General features: G+C 36.1%; 20 protein-coding genes and 1 pseudogene. 2 read left to right on the forward strand and 19 right to left on the reverse strand.

From position 1 onward, the window contains the following. Nucleotides 1–69 precede the first annotated feature (69 nt). From Q0507_RS05770 to Q0507_RS05790, 5 genes are all read right to left on the reverse strand, one after another. Entirely contained in the window at nucleotides 70–699 is a 630-nt protein-coding gene (locus tag Q0507_RS05770) for a superoxide dismutase (protein ID WP_120055033.1), read from the reverse strand. 360 nt (nucleotides 700–1,059) lie between these two features. Further along, nucleotides 1,060–1,599: a cysteine hydrolase family protein gene (locus Q0507_RS05775; RefSeq protein WP_298713716.1), complete on the reverse strand. Its 540-nt coding sequence runs from the start codon at nucleotides 1,597–1,599 to the stop codon at nucleotides 1,060–1,062. A gap of 213 nt (nucleotides 1,600–1,812) precedes the next feature. Continuing rightward, a complete protein-coding gene (locus tag Q0507_RS05780; protein ID WP_298713719.1) occupies nucleotides 1,813–2,325 on the reverse strand; it encodes a phosphatidylglycerophosphatase A in 513 nt (170 codons plus the stop codon). 10 nt (nucleotides 2,326–2,335) lie between these two features. Continuing rightward, a complete protein-coding gene (locus Q0507_RS05785; protein ID WP_298713722.1) occupies nucleotides 2,336–2,731 on the reverse strand; it encodes a hypothetical protein in 396 nt (131 codons plus the stop codon). Between the two features lie 100 nt (nucleotides 2,732–2,831). Further along, a complete protein-coding gene (locus Q0507_RS05790) occupies nucleotides 2,832–3,176 on the reverse strand; it encodes a zinc ribbon domain-containing protein YjdM (RefSeq protein WP_004694606.1) in 345 nt (114 codons plus the stop codon). A 636-nt stretch (nucleotides 3,177–3,812) separates the two neighbouring features. On the opposite strand from Q0507_RS05790, the gene Q0507_RS09765 reads away from it, so the two are divergent. After that, a complete protein-coding gene (locus Q0507_RS09765; protein ID WP_219565824.1) occupies nucleotides 3,813–3,884 on the forward strand; it encodes a putative holin-like toxin in 72 nt (23 codons plus the stop codon). Between the two features lie 168 nt (nucleotides 3,885–4,052). On the opposite strand, the gene Q0507_RS05795 is transcribed toward Q0507_RS09765, so the two are convergent. Together Q0507_RS05795 and Q0507_RS05800 are read right to left on the reverse strand one after the other, a co-directional pair. Beyond that, complete coding sequence (locus Q0507_RS05795) at nucleotides 4,053–4,439, reverse strand: succinylarginine dihydrolase (protein WP_298713727.1); 387 nt, start codon at nucleotides 4,437–4,439, stop codon at nucleotides 4,053–4,055. A 243-nt stretch (nucleotides 4,440–4,682) separates the two neighbouring features. Beyond that, complete coding sequence (locus Q0507_RS05800) at nucleotides 4,683–5,180, reverse strand: ECF transporter S component (protein ID WP_298713729.1); 498 nt, start codon at nucleotides 5,178–5,180, stop codon at nucleotides 4,683–4,685. Between the two features lie 231 nt (nucleotides 5,181–5,411). Here Q0507_RS05800 and Q0507_RS05805 point away from each other — a divergent pair, with 231 nt between their 5' ends. Next, nucleotides 5,412–5,978 (forward strand): NAD(P)H-dependent oxidoreductase, encoded by a 567-nt coding sequence (locus Q0507_RS05805; RefSeq protein WP_298713732.1) that lies wholly within the window; start codon nucleotides 5,412–5,414, stop codon nucleotides 5,976–5,978. A 137-nt stretch (nucleotides 5,979–6,115) separates the two neighbouring features. On the opposite strand, the gene Q0507_RS05810 is transcribed toward Q0507_RS05805, so the two are convergent. From Q0507_RS05810 to Q0507_RS05870, 12 genes and pseudogenes are all read right to left on the reverse strand, one after another. Then, a complete protein-coding gene (locus Q0507_RS05810; protein WP_298713735.1) occupies nucleotides 6,116–6,403 on the reverse strand; it encodes a DUF2695 domain-containing protein in 288 nt (95 codons plus the stop codon). 26 nt (nucleotides 6,404–6,429) lie between these two features. Further along, nucleotides 6,430–7,191 (reverse strand): leucine-rich repeat domain-containing protein, encoded by a 762-nt coding sequence (locus Q0507_RS05815; RefSeq protein ID WP_298713738.1) that lies wholly within the window; start codon nucleotides 7,189–7,191, stop codon nucleotides 6,430–6,432. 36 nt (nucleotides 7,192–7,227) lie between these two features. Beyond that, nucleotides 7,228–7,734 (reverse strand): YfbM family protein, encoded by a 507-nt coding sequence (locus tag Q0507_RS05820; RefSeq protein WP_298713741.1) that lies wholly within the window; start codon nucleotides 7,732–7,734, stop codon nucleotides 7,228–7,230. A 31-nt stretch (nucleotides 7,735–7,765) separates the two neighbouring features. Continuing rightward, nucleotides 7,766–8,308 carry a hypothetical protein gene (locus Q0507_RS05825; RefSeq protein WP_298713743.1) on the reverse strand — a complete coding sequence of 181 codons (543 nt, stop codon included), beginning with the start codon at nucleotides 8,306–8,308 and terminating at the stop codon, nucleotides 7,766–7,768. A 1-nt stretch (nucleotide 8,309) separates the two neighbouring features. Continuing rightward, a complete protein-coding gene (locus tag Q0507_RS05830) occupies nucleotides 8,310–8,906 on the reverse strand; it encodes a hypothetical protein (RefSeq protein WP_298713746.1) in 597 nt (198 codons plus the stop codon). A 93-nt stretch (nucleotides 8,907–8,999) separates the two neighbouring features. Continuing rightward, nucleotides 9,000–9,805 (reverse strand): annotated as a pseudogene (locus Q0507_RS05840) (hypothetical protein). A 26-nt stretch (nucleotides 9,806–9,831) separates the two neighbouring features. Further along, nucleotides 9,832–10,512 (reverse strand): hypothetical protein, encoded by a 681-nt coding sequence (locus tag Q0507_RS05845; protein ID WP_298713755.1) that lies wholly within the window; start codon nucleotides 10,510–10,512, stop codon nucleotides 9,832–9,834. A gap of 20 nt (nucleotides 10,513–10,532) precedes the next feature. Beyond that, on the reverse strand, nucleotides 10,533–11,348 hold the full coding sequence (locus Q0507_RS05850; RefSeq protein ID WP_298713758.1) for a DUF2262 domain-containing protein: 816 nt from the start codon (nucleotides 11,346–11,348) through the stop codon (nucleotides 10,533–10,535). 117 nt (nucleotides 11,349–11,465) lie between these two features. Next, nucleotides 11,466–12,308 carry a DUF6630 family protein gene (locus Q0507_RS05855; RefSeq protein WP_298713761.1) on the reverse strand — a complete coding sequence of 281 codons (843 nt, stop codon included), beginning with the start codon at nucleotides 12,306–12,308 and terminating at the stop codon, nucleotides 11,466–11,468. Nucleotides 12,309–12,773: 465 nt separating this feature from the next. Then, the gene (locus Q0507_RS05860; protein ID WP_298713764.1) at nucleotides 12,774–13,550 is read right to left on the reverse strand and encodes a hypothetical protein; all 777 of its coding nucleotides are present in this window, start codon (nucleotides 13,548–13,550) and stop codon (nucleotides 12,774–12,776) included. A 1-nt stretch (nucleotide 13,551) separates the two neighbouring features. Then, entirely contained in the window at nucleotides 13,552–14,673 is a 1,122-nt protein-coding gene (locus tag Q0507_RS05865) for a restriction endonuclease subunit S (RefSeq protein WP_367268453.1), read from the reverse strand. Beyond that, nucleotides 14,670–16,712 carry a class I SAM-dependent DNA methyltransferase gene (locus Q0507_RS05870; protein WP_298713767.1) on the reverse strand — a complete coding sequence of 681 codons (2,043 nt, stop codon included), beginning with the start codon at nucleotides 16,710–16,712 and terminating at the stop codon, nucleotides 14,670–14,672. The genes Q0507_RS05865 and Q0507_RS05870 overlap by 4 nt, the downstream gene beginning before the upstream one ends. Nucleotides 16,713–17,137 lie beyond the last annotated feature (425 nt).

Below are 17,137 nucleotides of genomic sequence, written 5' to 3' on the forward strand. Positions count from 1 at the left end.
TGTTTCTGTTTCTGTTTCTGTTTCTGTTTCTGTTTCTGTTTCTGTTTCTGTTTCTAACAAGTATACCACTTAATCATGATGTGGTTTCAATGCTTTTTCGTAGTTTTCAGAAACTTTGTCCCAGTTAATAACTCGGAAGAATTCCTTGATATAGTCTGGGCGACGGTTTTGGTAGTGCAAGTAGTATGCATGTTCCCAAACGTCTAAGCATAGAATTGCTTTTTTACCTTCCAATAAAGGGTTATCTTGGTTCGCAGAGGATGTCACTTCTAGCTTGCCATCTTTGTTAACTACAAGCCAAGCCCAACCAGAGCCAAAACGTGTAGCTGCCGCAGTAGAGAAGCTTTCAACAAAAGCATCGTAGCCACCAAGTTCAGCGTCGATAGCCTCTTTCAAAGGACCTTGCAATTTAGAAGTATCTGGTTTTGTCATAATGTCCCAGAACATGGTGTGGTTCTTGTGACCGCCACCATTGTTGATAACTGCTTGACGGATATCTTCAGGCACATTAGCAATATCGCCGAGAATACAATCTACACAACCATACGGAAGATCAGGGTATTTCGCGATAGCAGCGTTCAAATTATTAACATAGGCTTGATGATGCTTGTCATGATGCAACTTCATTGTTTCTGCGTCGATAACAGGCTCAAGGTAATCATACGCATACGGTAATGGTGCGAGTTCGAAAGGTTTCATAGTAGTCCTCCTTAAATTTAGGGCATAGAACAATGCTAACTGTTTCGTATCATCGTTCTTGTGAAAGCGATTCGATGCACCTGCATCGGTAATATAGAATCAATCTACTAGCATAGCATATATACTTCAAGAAGAGACTGATTATCCTAACGTAACCAGAAGTTAGGATATAATATTTTAGCTAACAAATTGATATGAATTATCATTCTTTATCTAATTGTACACATTATATAGAAAAACGTCAATATAAAAGACGAACATAAAAAGGCCATAGGAATTCCTACAGCCTTTAATTAGTTAATTGTTATGTGACTTTTGATCAGCAATAACATAAAGTTTTATATAAATTTGATTCACAAGTTAGTCAATGATGCACTGACACATTTTCATCGTTGTTAATGCCGCTTGATGAGACTCCTCTGTTACGCCAGCACAGCAGCTCGAATCAATGTGAATAGGAATCTCTGGCAAGCCTGCTTTCAGCATAATCGCATTGGACACAACGCAAATATCTGTACATAAGCCGATGAGCGTAATAGACTCAATAGGATTTACCCTATCCATGCCCTCTAACCGTGTAAGCAACTCAAAAGAGGCAAAGTTTGGTTTATCTACAAAGGATACGGGGCTCATGATTGAACGACCTTCTGCAGCCTCAATCAAGCCCTCCACAATATGCCAGCCCTCGGTATTTTTAACGCAGTGTGGCACTGGTAAAAGTTTACCTTCTTGACGCTCCAAGTAATCCCTATCATGTGTATCGCGAGTAAAGATAATAGGGCCATCAAAGCTTTCAATTTTCTTACGCACATTATCTACGATTAACTGTGCTTGCGATGAGCCAAGTGCACCATCTACAAAATCATTTTGCATATCGATTACTACCAGAACCTTTTGCATAGCTCCTCCTGTATATAGCTACAAAATAAAGTATTTATTTCCAATCAATATTAGTTATACTCTTTATTCTTTATAACATCAATAGTATCTACCAACTCTATAAATTGTTATCAAGTTGTTGTGAAAGTGTCATCAAATTGTTGTGAAAGTGTTATCAATGAGTCATCGAAGCCCACCTCATACTTTATCGACAAGTAGATATATGACGGACTTCTATTCTTCTACTATAGCATGTTGCACGCGATTTGGTTCATTATGTGCCAGTTTTCCTGCCGCTGCTGCCGCTACAGCACCTACTAAATCATCAAGGAATGTATTACAGCGTCCCCCTTCTTCGCTATCTAGCTTTTTGATGATACCTGGCTTCACCTTGTCTAAATATCCATAATTTGTAAAGCCAATAGATCCATACAAATTAACGATGGAAAAAGCTAAAATTTCATCAATACCATATAGGCTTTCATCATTAGCAACAATACGTTGCAATGGCTGAGATAATTTATTTTGCTCTGTCAACTTATCAAGCTCTATGCCCGTAATAATTGCATTATGTACCTCCCGTTTAGATAGTACAGACGCCACACTATCTCTACACTCTTCAAGTTTTAAGTTCGGCATATATGGTTTTTGTACATAAAAAACAAGTTCTGCAATGTCCTCTAATGTGACACCCCGTTCAGCGAGAAGCTCGTAAGTATATCTCTCTAAATCTTTTGTAGCCTCCATAAGTCCTCCTTTATCCTTTCTTTAGATTGTTATCAGATAACATGACAATACTAACGGGAATCGTTACAACGAGCGCTTCATCAGTATCAACATGTTTAGTATCCCAATCCGCCTCTTTAGCAGCCTCCTCAAAAATTGGGTACGCTTCACGATCTAGCTTCCAATTATTAGGACCTGCTTCAACAGCTACAATATTACCCTTATCGTCCGTCTTAATCTCTATAGGAACGATTAATGTTCCGTCTGCACTCGTTTCAAAAGCCTCTGGTGGAATGATCACGTTATAAGAAATCTGTTGTTGCAATTCATAATTACGCTTGTCGGCAGGCTTTAAATCTGCAGCTAGAGAACTAATCGGACTCATCATAGATACTAATAAGGCCAATAAAATAACACGGTTAAACATAGTTTCCTCTCATCTTAAAACTCTCTTACTATATGTATTATAAGTTGATTATACCACGAAAAAATCCCTACCGAATTTTTATCGGTAGGGATTCCTTAGATTAGATTTTCTTAACCATTTCAGATTTCAATGCCATCGCACCGAAGCCATCGATTTTACAATCGATATCGTGACCGTCGCTTGCATCGGTTATGAGGCGAATATTTTTTACGCGCGTACCTTGTTTTAATACGCCCGCACCTTTTACTTTGAGGTCTTTTACAATAACAACTGTATCGCCATCAGCGAGCTCGTTGCCGTTAGCATCGCGAATGATTCCCGCTTCAGCTGCAGCTTGTGCGTCAGCCGCTGTCCATTCGTTGCCACACATAGGGCAGATAAACATATGACCGTCTTCGTATGTGTACTCATCGCCACACTTAGGGCAGTTAGGTAAATTTGCCATTTAGATCTCCTTTTTTCACTACATAATGAAAGTATTATACCATATTATTAAAAGCAAGCTCTACAATGATGCCCGTTCTATTGGACATTGTTCGAACTGTTCAGGGATATCTATTCTAATTTGACGATATATGAGATACAACCTATAATATAAATGATAGCCGAGCGAGTAGTGACGTCAGGCTCATCTCAAAAACTGAAAACTCAGGAAATGGCCTTTTGTTTTACCTAGCTACCCAGCGGTAACGAAGGGCTATTTGCTTTTTCTGGAGCAAATACGAACAATAAGTGTTCCGAAGGAAATACCAACTGTCAAAAAGCCAAGAACAGTCGAAAAGATCTCAAATTCACTCATAAGCATCCCTCCCTTTATAAACGAAGAGAGGCCCAACCTCGTCGGCTATCTACTCCATTATAAACCGAACTTATGTTCTATGCAATAAAAAATCTATTAATAAATATTAGTCTATTTATAACTAATAAAGGGAGACTCTTGATAGAGTCTCCCTTTTATTTGTGTACAAGTTGTACGAAATTAATCCATATTTTTCAATCAATATTTTCTGCTATATACTAATAACGAAAGAGCCATTAACGTGAGTTGGGTTCATCTCCGTCTTTTGAGGGAGGTGACATTATGACTGTATACGAAGCATTATCATTAATGATTTTATTCGCTACCCTCGTAGTGTTAATTCTTAAGAAATAATCAATATATTGATTATAAAATAAGATAAACCTAACGTTTAAGACTAAGTACGGCAATACTTAGACACGTTAGGTTTATCAAATTCACAATTTCTTTGATGAGCCTAACGCCTAGAACACGTTAATTGGCTCTTTTGTACTTATAGTATAGTCTGAATTCTAAAGACTGTCAATTTACATCATCCTTAGAGGATATTATAAAATTAAATGGAATATAAATAACAAGCTCTTCTTTAACATCAATATCCCCTATATTCCAAACTGTATCTTTTGCAGACTGTACTAATTTTGAATATATCTCATCATTAGATATATACTCATTTGGATCTAACTCAACAGAAGTAATACGTCCTTGAGAATCCGTTCTTACCTGTAATGCAAAACTATAATCTTTATCATTCTTAGTTCTAAGGACTTCAGCCGGAATCTTTAACTGAGACTGTATCTGCTCATTAAGAGAGCGTTCTATATCAAGCGTGTCCCTCTGATAATCAGCAAAAGCATTAATAGGACTCAAAACAACTAGCAATAAAAATAAATATAAAACTCTAACCATAAAATTTCACCAATCATAACACACAACATAAAATTATTATTGAGTTTTATATTAACAAAACAAATAAAATATGTCCATTTATCTAAGCATCAATACTTTAAGGAAAATAATGACAATTAAAAGTTCATGGATAATTATAATAAAAACAAAGAAAGTACAGCGCTACTAGCGCTGTACTTTCTTGAGTGTCATCATTAACTATACTAACATCTTTTTCTACATCGTATACCAATAAGTATACTATTACGCAAGTCGTCTCCGTAATATAGCATATAAAATCATACTAATAATAACGCTCATAACAGCTTGAATAGCATTAGTTAAAATACTTGCAATGGCTACGCCTGGGTCGAATACAAAGTATTCGGCGATAAAGTAGCCAGCTACGATGATAATACCGCCTACGATAGTTGCTACCAAGGCAGAGGTAGTTGTCTTATTGTTATAGACAGTACCGACAAGATAGCCTTCAATGCCTTTCACCACGAAGGTGATGGGTACAAAGACTGCATAGCCGAGGAATAAATCAGCTAACGCCGGACCGATAGCACCAATATAGGCGCCATATTTTCGACCTAATAATAGAGCTGACGTCATAATAACGACATCTCCTACATTGAAATAGCCGCGAATGCCAGGTACTGGGATTTTCGTGTACATGGTAAACAATGTTGCGAGGGCAATCAATACGGCTGTGAGTACTAACGCGGACGTAGTACTGCGGGGTTGAACGTGTTGCATAGCGTCCTCCTTATAAAAAATAGACATGTGACTATATCCATCACATGTCTATACTATATACCTTTATGGTAACACCTGCAAATAGAAGAAATGAACAATATATCCTTAGCAAATTCTATCGCCATTTACTTTCAGAATAAATACTCTTCACTAGACTTTAACTTAATATAGATACCATTTTATTATCCAGATTCCCTCAAACAACGATGATTAATCAGAAAGGAACTAGCCATGAACGTTTTAATCATTTACACCTATCCTAATCATCAAAGTTTTAATAGCGCTATTCTGAAAGTAGTGCAACAGAATCTTTCAAAGGATCACAATGTGAACACCTTGGATTTATATGAGGAGCAATTCGATCCTATATTGCGATTTGATAACACGCACAAACGTCGCGATTTAAGCACTGTGCCAGACATGGAAAAATATCGTAATTTAGTTACTTGGGCGGACCATATCATCTTTATCTACCCAATTTGGTGGAGCGGTATGCCCGCAATGCTCAAAGGCTTTATCGATCGCGTGTTTACAGCGGGCTTTGCCTATTCATACGGAAAAAGAGGCCTTATAGGTCATTTACAGGGAAAATCCGCCTGGATCATCACAACCCACAACACTCCCGCCTTTTTGACACCGTTTATTCAGGACTATGGCAAGGTATTGAAAAATCAGGTTCTGAAATCCTGTGGCATTAAACCTGTTACACATACCCAGTTGGCGGGCACAGAAAACAGCTCGGACGAAAAACGCCGGCGCTTCTTAGACAAAATTGCTAATATCGCCGGAAGTATTTAACATTTCTAGTATACTATGATTTTTTACCAGAGATTACTTGGTTGCCAAAATCACAAATAAATTTACATTAGACTGCTTACAGTTTGCTCTAAGTCAAAAACAAGCCGTATACGAAAATCTCCCCAATTACATAGATATTACTCTTCAAATCTCTCTTCTACATTGTAGAGAACCTCACAATCACACCCGCCACCTTCATTAATAATCCAGGCTAGTATACTTTCAACATCTACGCTCTGCTTTTCCAAAAATTCTCTTGTGAAAGTCAAACTATGATCGCAACCATCATCCGCCTCTAATTTCTCGTCTACATAGTCAAAGAGATTCCAAAACAATTCTTCGTCCATAGGTAAGCTATCTTGAAAATCCTGTTTTTCTTTAGCTTTATAGTCTTTCAATAATTCCTTTTTACGTGCTTTGTCCATTGTAGTTATTTCCTTTTCATAATTTATTACTCATATAATTCCGGTCGTTCTAATACAGTACCATACTTCAACTTTGGTAGCTTAACTAATTGAGGATACAACTGCTTAACCTCTTTACAAGATTTTAACGTAAGATGTTCTAAATTATTAAGTTCTAAAATTGGAGAATAGTTTTTATCCTTCACTCTAGCAGTAAGGAAACTAAAAAACCGCAACTGCTGCATATGACGTAAAAACCCTAATGATTGAACATTCAGAATTTTAGGAGATGCAAAATCACCTTCTAAAGAAAGACTTTCAATCTTTTTCAAATTGGCTAATGGACTATAATCATCAATTTTTTGAAAGTTTTCAATAGAAAGAGCAACCAAATTCGCTAATTTTGAAATAGGTTCGATGCTTGCCACACTCCTACCTGAGCCAATACTTAAATACTCTAGTGCTTGTAAATTTTCTAGTTTTGAAATATCTGGATAGACCCCCCATTTTATATGTAATTTCTTGAGCTTTTGTTGGGCGCAAACCGCATTAAACAGTTCCTGTGGCATTCTCGTACCAAAAACAAGTTCTGTAAAAGTGTCTGGATTATTTACCAGAAAATCACACCATTCTAGCCAAATACGTTTCTTATCTTTAGCAGAATACCCTTCATCTAACTGTGTGCAATTAATAATTAATTTATCTTCGCCATCATATTCAGAGACTTCTACCACAGACTTTGGATGCTCCTCATCCCTATAGAAATAATTGAAGCCATCTCTGATCTGCTTTTCATTTAATACTGCCATTTTGTATTCCTTATCTACGCCATACACATACGCGTCTTAACAAATCGTAACTATTGCATGGCCCTTTGTGTCTAGCACTTTTTTATAGAACACTTTCATCTGCTCGAAATCGTGGAGAATTTCATCTTTGATTTTCTCCTCTTCCTCATCATAGTCCCAAATATTTGGGTATAGCTCGGCTTCTTTGCAGGCTTTCATATCGAAAGATTCGAGTGTTTGTTCCATATCAAACTGCTCTAAAGCCGCCACGATATCTACTAACTTATCGTGTTCAGTATACGCTAAGTAATCCGATAGTTCTTCAACAGCTGTCATACCAAGCACAGCTTGGCTAAGCGGGTTATTATCATCCTTATGGTCAGTTCCTACGCCAGTTAGCACAAAGTGAAGTACATCCCACATCTTGTCGATATCGAGCAATAATTCATCGTCGTCATTCCACTCTTCAACGCTATCAAGAATTTCCTCTTCTTCTGAGCCCATGGCTTTAAGTTCTTTTAAATTCGCATCGCTTAAACAGCTATAATTTGCAATTAGTCCCATAATTTAATCCTTTCACAAATTCCTCTAAACATTAGAAAAATAGATTTTCCGATTCTGTAACGCTTCCATCATCTTCATGAAAATAGCAGGCATATATAGGTTCACGATGTGCCGCATCATAGAAGTTCTGTAAAATAGGTACAAGTTTCATCTCTATGGGCATATGCAAAGCTTTCACAATGGGTTCCCAAAGTTCCATCGGCGAATAAGAGCTAATATGAGACTGCTTATTCTGACCATAGTCTTCAAGTACTGCCGCATTAGAATACTTACTTGAGTCACAGTAATCATGCCAACAAATACTAAAAGCGATTAATTGGAACAAATCATCCATACTTTCAGCTAAACGACCCGCAGCACCCTCACTACTCCAATAACCTATGGATCCGTCCTCCAATAGATGATATTCACCGCCAGCGCCATCTACAGCAAATGCCATGCCCGGCAAAGAAAATGTGCATCGACCTTCAGCCGTATCACGTTCCTCCAACGCATCTAGCAGGCGAAAATCAAATAGTGTATCAAAATCTTCAGCTAACTTGGCATCATTTCTCAATATATCTAAACAGCTCATCTTACACGCTCCTATTAGCAGAAATTAATCCTAACAATTTAGCCTCCCCTTCATCAGATGTATCTAATAGCGGAATAGCTAACAAAAGTACTTGAAGGGAGTAATAATAAAAACTAAAGAATAAATCATCAGGAAATACATCCTCTTTCTCATATCTAAGAACGTCATCGTCCTCATCATATTCTTCAGACCAAAGATACTCTTCGTTGAGCATATCCTTAAAGTTTGGCAAGGGATCTGCATGCTTTAGCATAAGACCATCTCGAATGCACTCAGCAATCACAGTAAACAACTCAACTAATTGCTCCTCTAAATACTGAGCTACTTCATTATGAGCTCTCTCTTCCTTGGCTTTCTTAAAAATACGAAGTAAGAAAATCATGGCAAATGGTGTAGCATGCCACAATGTGGATTGGTGCTCAATATTTAACGCTATGTCCTCACCAGCTACATCAACAGATTCAATGCTTTCCATGTTCCACAAAATATCAAGCTCTGTAGGAAAATCTGTAGCACGTCCGTAGGTGGTCGTTAACCGATGCCACGGTATATCACTGACTTTTACAGTTTCTATGTATTTTTTAGTCATAGTATCCATTGTATTTACACCCTTATAGTAACCTTTTATATGCACACTTTTATATGCATCCCTTTATATGTATGCCCATATAGTAACACCTTCGGCCACTGATTATTTCTCAATAACCGCTTTTACCAATTCATAGGTGTCTATGAGACGTAGTTTTCCAACCCTAGGATTATCTGTAATCTCCTCATAGATATCTTCCAATGTGCCTGCTGGTGCCAGTTTCCACAGTTTACACGGATATAGTTCAACGGTCCCCATGATTTCTATATGCTCTAACAACAGTCCTAAGTCTTTATGATTAAACCAGCAATCTGTATCGATACCGAAATTTGTATTGTCTTTCCGACAGGCGATTTGCTGTTTAGAAACTCCTCCATTGTTGGTTTTTCTTCTTGTAAAAGCCGCGTACAGGCTAAATGGTACTCAATTTTCCGCGGTGATTGATCTACATCAGATACAAAGACGGTGCCATACTCGTTTTCAAACTTAACAGCTAATACGTCGCCCACCTTAAAATAAGGTTCTCGTTTTATTTTAAAATTACGAATCTTAATAGGCTTTGGATTTTCGCTTTGTAGCTGTGCGACTAACTTATCTAATACCTTTTGACGCTGTTTAAGGGCCTTACTATCGATGTCTAGCCAAAACTCATTAGGCCCCTTAGCGATTATGTCTAAGGCTTTCTCTTTGACGTCATCTGGTAGATGTCCTATCTTCCACAACGAATAGGCCACCGCAGTCCAATAAATCTCTGTATAAAACTCGTCAGTACAAAAATTTTGTTCCTCACTTAAGATTTCAGAAATTATGGTATCAACACTGACGCCATCCTTGTACCGCTCAACAATGGTATTATAAATATCATGACCATCATCACTATCTATTATCTTTACTCCGTCAATAGCCATATGAATCTCCTCTAGGACAACAGCTCTTATTCTATCTCGCCATGAGTCGCTATAAATTCATCCTTAATCTGTTGCAGTTCTTTTTTAGCAACCATGTACTGTTTCAAGTCAATTTGTTCGTTTTCTTTTTGTTCAGTTAAGGCTTTTTCTTTGTTTATGATTTTAATCCAGTCTAATTGTGTACTAAAATCAGTATTCACACCGTCACTATTTTCTCGTAATTCTAACAACGCAGAAACCTCGCTCATACTGAGATTAAACATGTTGCTTTCTAAATCAATAGGTACAAAATAATAACAAACTATATCTGCACCAAACTCATCTTCTAGCTTTAGCCATTCTGTCCCTGAAAGCACGGTAAATCCGAGCGTATCATCGCCAAGGCTTTCAGCAAACCAGCGCACCTCATAATCAGGTTTAACGAAGTCGTTGAAATATTTGATGGTAACGTCCCGATCTTTCTCATCACCGTAAGGAATTAAGAGTTCTTTATCACCCTTTTGTAGCACAATATCATCACCATAGGGCTTGTCATTGCTAACGGTTTGAATATCGATAGGCTTATCCATCATATCATTGAAATAGTTCACCACATCTTCGTCATCCTCGCGCCAATCAATCCAAATGATAGCTTCGGAATCAAATAAATCATTTATATCAATATCATGACTAAAGAAATCTTTAACTAGATTATACATGTCTCCCATCGTCTCTCTCCATTAATTGATTATCCTGCAATATCCGCATCAACAGGATTTCCATTTGCATCAATATGGGCTATGATACAATGTCCCCAGAAGATATCATCGTCGTCATAATAGACCTCTATGGTGCCATCGTTACGAAACGCCAATTCGACCATTGTAATACGCTTGGCAAATATTTCTGCCGTAATCGGATCTTGGTCATCATTGTCGAGCCAATCATTAGCAAGGTCTAATAAGTGCTCACTAATGTATGCACTAATTCGTTGTTCTAAGTCTTTGAAATTATCGATTTTATTGAAAGCCGACAACGCTACGGTACAGCTTTCATCAGAACCCTCGTCTACATCAAGGGTGAATGCATAATCATCAATTCTCGCTGTGTAATATTGATACTCTCGATTTAACAGGAAGTCACCCCTGTCAGTATGAAGGTATTTTGGGGTTTTCAAATACGCCGACAACACCTCTAACTCGCTATGTTTAGCATGTTCCTCTAACACCTGAAGCACATAATAGCGATTATTCCAAGACGGGCACATATAGCCCAAGTCCTCTAAGGGTTTTGCTTTCTTAACTAACAATTTATAGACCCCATGAGGCTCAAAAGAATACCCCCATCTATCGTCAAGACCCTCAATAATCCACGTCAAAATGCCTTCGCTACGGTCAAGCACGTCAGTTCGAGTATCTAAGATAGCATCGGTGGACACCAATGGTCTATGGTACTTCTCTAAATAAGGACTAGCCCCATTTGCGTCACTGCGCGGCAATGCATAGATTTCAAATACTTCAGATTCAAACTCAGCTTCATATTCTGGCAAACGTACAATACTCATAATACTCTCTCCTATTCATCACATTTATACGGTGCAAACTGTTTACAGTTAAGAATTACGACCTTTTATAGATACTGCCACATTATAATCACGCTACTCATCATAATTTCTGTTATATCATGAGCGTTCAGCTACATCGATTCTATGTAATAGCTCTTTCGCTAGCTCTTGGGCTGTTTTGAATTCCTCATTTGAAAGTACCATGAGCACCAAACTATCTGTGCCGATGTCCATGCCTACTAACTTATGGTTTTTCCAAGTAGAATTAAGATGTGCGCACCAGTCCATAATACATTGACCCGCATCAAATGCGTCCGTATCAATAGACATATCTCCAGTTAAATTTTCGCCAGTACATAGATTTTTATTATGGATTAACTTCTGCACATGATAAAGAAAATCTTCTAATTCAATTTTCAAAGATAACTCTACAGCACAACCTTTAGACTGCAGTTTCTCATAGAGGTTCCACCAACTATCTTCTAAGTCTTCCATGGAGTTTAACTTTGCCTTAGTCATAAAAGAGTTAGCTTGTTTAGCATTGCCTAGCAATAGCGTTGCTAACTCTGTAAATGTCGATCGCATCTGCTTTATGTCTAGATTTGCTACTTCTACATACAGACTAGAATCAGGTAATTTCCGCTTTTTCACAAAAGCCCTCATTATCTGTACCGCTTCTGGATAACTCACATCAGCCATACGATAGGTTTTATGATCAATGTCTAAAAATATATCTACTGCATCCTGCGTTTTCCCTACACGAGCCTTCATCGCAGTGCAACCATCAATAGCATGAGGAGGATATAACTCTATATACATAAAAAATCCATCTTCCATAGCCTTGAGGGTATTATCTATGCCTACTATGTTAAAACCGTTCCGATTATAATTGGGACTCTTCATGCGCCACTCTTCGTAATTGTCGAAAAGTTTTTCTTGAATCCAATTGTAAAAGCTCATATACTACTCTCCACTATATACTATCGCTTACATATAATGTTTAACTGAATATGTATCTTAATTATATCATTATTAAGGAATACTTATCATAAAACTTATGTTTAATTAGCATATGAATAATTTCCGATAAAAGGAGGTTTTCAAACCTATTCTGCTCTATGAGACAGTGTTTTAGATTTCAAAACCTAAAAAGAGCCAAGAATTAAATCTTGGCTTCTAAAAAGGCATAATACTAAAAAACATATGCTCATTAATTATTTTTTTTGGTGCGCCTAACCGGAATCGAACCAGTGACACGCAGTTTAGGAAACTGCACAACTATCCAGTGTTTATGCTAGTTCCAAGCACTGTCTTCAGTTTGCTAGCATATATAATTGCATAATTCATTATATTTTAGGATGCCATCGAATGACACTTTGCACTATAAATAGACCTCTAATATTATTTTAGAGGTCTATTTAAGTTCTACTCTTCACTAATATTACGCTTAATTAAGTGAACTAAGCTGACACCATAATCAACTAAAAACTGCTTTTCCGAATCATTGAACTCCCTACGATTACGCAAAGCTTCCTCTGAACCATGACGCATACACTGAGTATTAATTCTAAACTCTCTACATTTAACAAAATCATGGATATTATCTATATCCGGTATATCTATAAATCTACCATCGCGTTTTAACTCATGTTCAATTACATTATTTAAGGCTGCAAGTTTAGCATCTAAACTCATCATTTGCCATGAAGTAGCATTGGATTCAATTATATTTATTAAATGTACAACCTCATCAGTCGGTATAACTCCTTGTATAGACCTCTCAAAAATCAACTCTCTAATGATTTGTCTTCTTATAGACCATCTAACAGTAGTCATATCTCCATTAGTATATCCATTATCAAAAGCATATTGCCTAATATCAGTGTAAGCAAAATCCAATAAGCTCTTTGGTCGTTCAAAAAGTTTAGGAAACTGTCGAATATATATATTGTGATGAAAAAAATAAAATGAAATCAAGATAAACCACGACTCATCTTCAGATGTATGATTGTCTGGAGGTTGACATATCGAACGGAATTTATCTTCTAACTCATCCTCATCATATAACTTATACTCTAAAACACTCGGCTCCAGGCCAAATACAACAGCTTCCTCATCAGTAAAACGTTGGATTTTAGTACAAAAACGTTCATAATATGTACCTTCAACACAGTTATCAAAATTATCTAACAAGTCAATCATATTATTCCTCATTTAAGTTATTCATTTGTATTCTTAATGAGTTTCTTTTATCTTTAGCATATACAACAATATCTTTAATTACCATTTTCTGAACTGCAGAAATCAGCAAATCAATACTTTGAATATCAATGACTCCATTTATTGAAGGTAATTTAATTCTCAACTTAGAACTTTTAGAGCTTCTTAATTTATAGCCATATGAATATTCACCCTTTAAAGCTTTTGCCATAGAGGCAGCGAAAAACAGCATTGTTTTAGAAGAATATGTTTTTTTCTTACTCCAATATACACCGGTATCATCACCTGCACCAAATTCATAATTTCTATAAAACGTATTGCCAAATATATCAACAGTAATTGAATTAGCGGGAAATTTAGCTACTGGATTAGAAATATAATTCACAACTCCCGTATTCGTTATACCAGACATTACAAATGGAATCAATCCAGCTTTTTGATCATTTTTCTTTAGGCGTCTTCCCTGTTTTATGCAATCAAAGAGGTCACCAAATGATACATCCATAAATTCAATCTCTGAAGTAGCAAATTTATTTAAGATTCGTTCTTCCTCTTCAGATAGATTATAACTATCTAATCCTGCAATAGTTAAGTAATTATTTAAATCATCTATACGTTGAGCTTCTAATTCTAATAAAAATTTATTCATAAAATCAAAATCTATCTGATTATCTTTTTGTGGCAAAAAAACTGTTGACTCTAAAAAAGTTTTATCAACATTCCGAACTAAAACAGATAATAGAATAGGTTTTAGTCCATTCAAAATAGACGTCATAAATAAAACAATATTAGGTGTTAGTTTAAATTTAGGCACTATCTTTCTTACAAATTGCCCCGCATACCATTCTTTTCTGCGATAGAAGAAATCCATTTGTAAAAGGCCTAAACTCCATACATTAGCTTCATTCGGCCTTATTCCTGTAATAAAGTTAGAGCTTTGAAGAATCCCCTGATTAATGGATGTTCTCGTAACATAATCATATCTATCACCATCAAGTAATTTATCAGTATTAAGGCTTTTTGTTTTTTTTATTTCAAATAAGTCTTTTATCTTATATTCGCCCCACTGAACATTTTGTAACTGTGCATTCAGTGAGGCATCTATTTTCCCAGGCGGTCTTCCTCCGTCTTATCCTCTCTAAATAACTTTGTAACCTCCCATGACAAATAATCTGCTACGGTTTTTTTGAAATCTTCTAATGTAGGTCTTATGTCAATAGGCGCTCTTTGATTCCAATCGGCACCATTCGTTGGATCTATTGTCCCCTCATAGTAATCTTCTTCACGCAAATAATGTAGCTGACTCTTACCAGAGCGCACAACTCTTACAAGCTCATCATATCGCTCCTTTGCATGATCGCGATCCACTAGATTATTTCGGGCCTTCTTACGATTTGTTCGAGTATACACATCATTAGAGAAGTCAATAAACTTAACAATTTCAGTCTTATCATGAGCTTCCCCTACTCTAAATACATAGATACTAGTCTGAACATTAGATTTTCCAACAAAAATATCAGTTGGCATTTTAATACTCGCTAATAAAGTATTCTTTTTCAAAATCCTCTTATTATATTCAACTGCCTTACCGGAACCGGCTGAATTCTGAATAATAATAGCAGCATAACCATGTTTCATCATTGCCAATGCTTTTTCAACAAAAATCATACCATTACCTTCAGCTGAGTATGGTGGATTTAACACAAATGCATTTGCGGGGAAATATTCATTAATTTTTCCAAATCCATATTTACCATTAAAATTAACAATCGAATCCTCATTCAAAATATTCGAACTGCCATCCCCCATTAAAATCATATTAAGTACTGCTAACATATAAACACTTGAAAGTACTTCAAGGCCTAAAAGTTGCTCTGCTTTAATTTTCAATATTTTCTGTTCTAATACATCTGGAGACGAAATATTATTTTTAGCATCAATCATCATTTCGTTCATCGCAGCCACTAATAACCCCGCAGAACCCGTAGCGAAATCCCATACATATGAATCTCTATCAACTCGGGCTAACCGCACTAATAATCGAGCTACATAAGAAGGTGTAAGAACCACATCATTAAGCTTATCTTGTGTAAAACCAAGCCAGCTATACATTTCATTAAATAATTTACCTGTAAAATCTGTTGTTAGACCTATTTTATAATAGATACCTAAATCATCAACTATCTTAGTAAACACACGTTTTAATTGACTTTCACCATCAACAGGCTTATTGATATTAACAGTAGTTAATGTATTTTGTAATGTACGTGTAATCAAATCACGCTTATCTTGAGGAATCCGCTTAGCATTAAGAAACGCAATAATCTTACGAACAATTATATCGCCATCTTGTTCACCTTCTTCAGAAGATGATTTTAAATCAGCCTTTTCTAACGGTGCAACCTTACCTGGTACACCTAATGTAGCAATAATAGTTGCAGCAACTAAATATACACGATCACTTTCACCTAATCCATGTTCATCTTTATAAATGTCATTATTTAGCTTAACTAAACTTGCATTAATTTCCTTCTCACGCTTTTCTTTGAGGCGTTCAATCTCATCTTGTGTAAGTGATAAATCATGTACAATATTAATAAAATCATCAAAATTTTCAGCTTTTAAGAAAGATAAATCAGTGTATTTAGCTACTTCTTGACCTATACCAAAATTATCCTTCGATACGTAATACACACCAATCTCATGACATATCTTACCACTAACATCCTTGTAGCCTGTTACACCAATAGCAATTACTTTAGTATAACTTGTGTAATGTAATACTGCATTCGCATAATGAATAGCGCCATTCACTGCATAACTATTAATATTTTTAAAGTTTGGTTCATTCTTTGCTGTACGATTATCAACTTGACCATTTTTATCTAACTTAACAAGCTTATCTTTATATCCCTTATATTCAATTAAAACGGGCCATTTTTCTATTGATTTAGTTTGTAATAGTAATTTAGCATCAGGACGATTTCCTCCCATCCCACCATTTTTAGATGCATACTCATTTAATGCTCTATCAATTTCATGATTTAAAGACTCTTGTTCTAACTTATAGTCTAAACAATATTCTTTCAACCATCCGTTTACCAAATCGGCAATATTAGGTTCTACTGATTGTACTTTCGCCATGTTATCCCCCATTATATTAATTCATATATCTTATATTATACGAAAATATAGGAATTACTGCTATAAGTATAAATAAAAGCGCTATAATAGGCATATATCCAATAATAATTTTATATACGCTAATTAACTAAAAAAAAATTGAGCCATGTCGTATTATCGACATGGCTCCTATATTATTCATCTGCAATTAAGTAAAGCAAAGCTGTAGCAGCAGCTTCTACAATAATTCTTGTAATTACTGGATCCATAATCTCACCCCCTTTCAGAGTATAGTGAGGAAGATTATGCTACAGATTGATGATTCTTTTGACAATTCATACACAAAGGCATATGGTACCGTTGTTTAGAGAAATTAGACACTTTACTCGAAATAGTACATCCACAGTCTGCACAATGTAAATCATCACTTACCATACGTTGATTAC

The sequence above is a fragment of the uncultured Veillonella sp. genome (assembly GCF_938010505.1).
GTDB lineage: Bacteria > Bacillota > Negativicutes > Veillonellales > Veillonellaceae > Veillonella.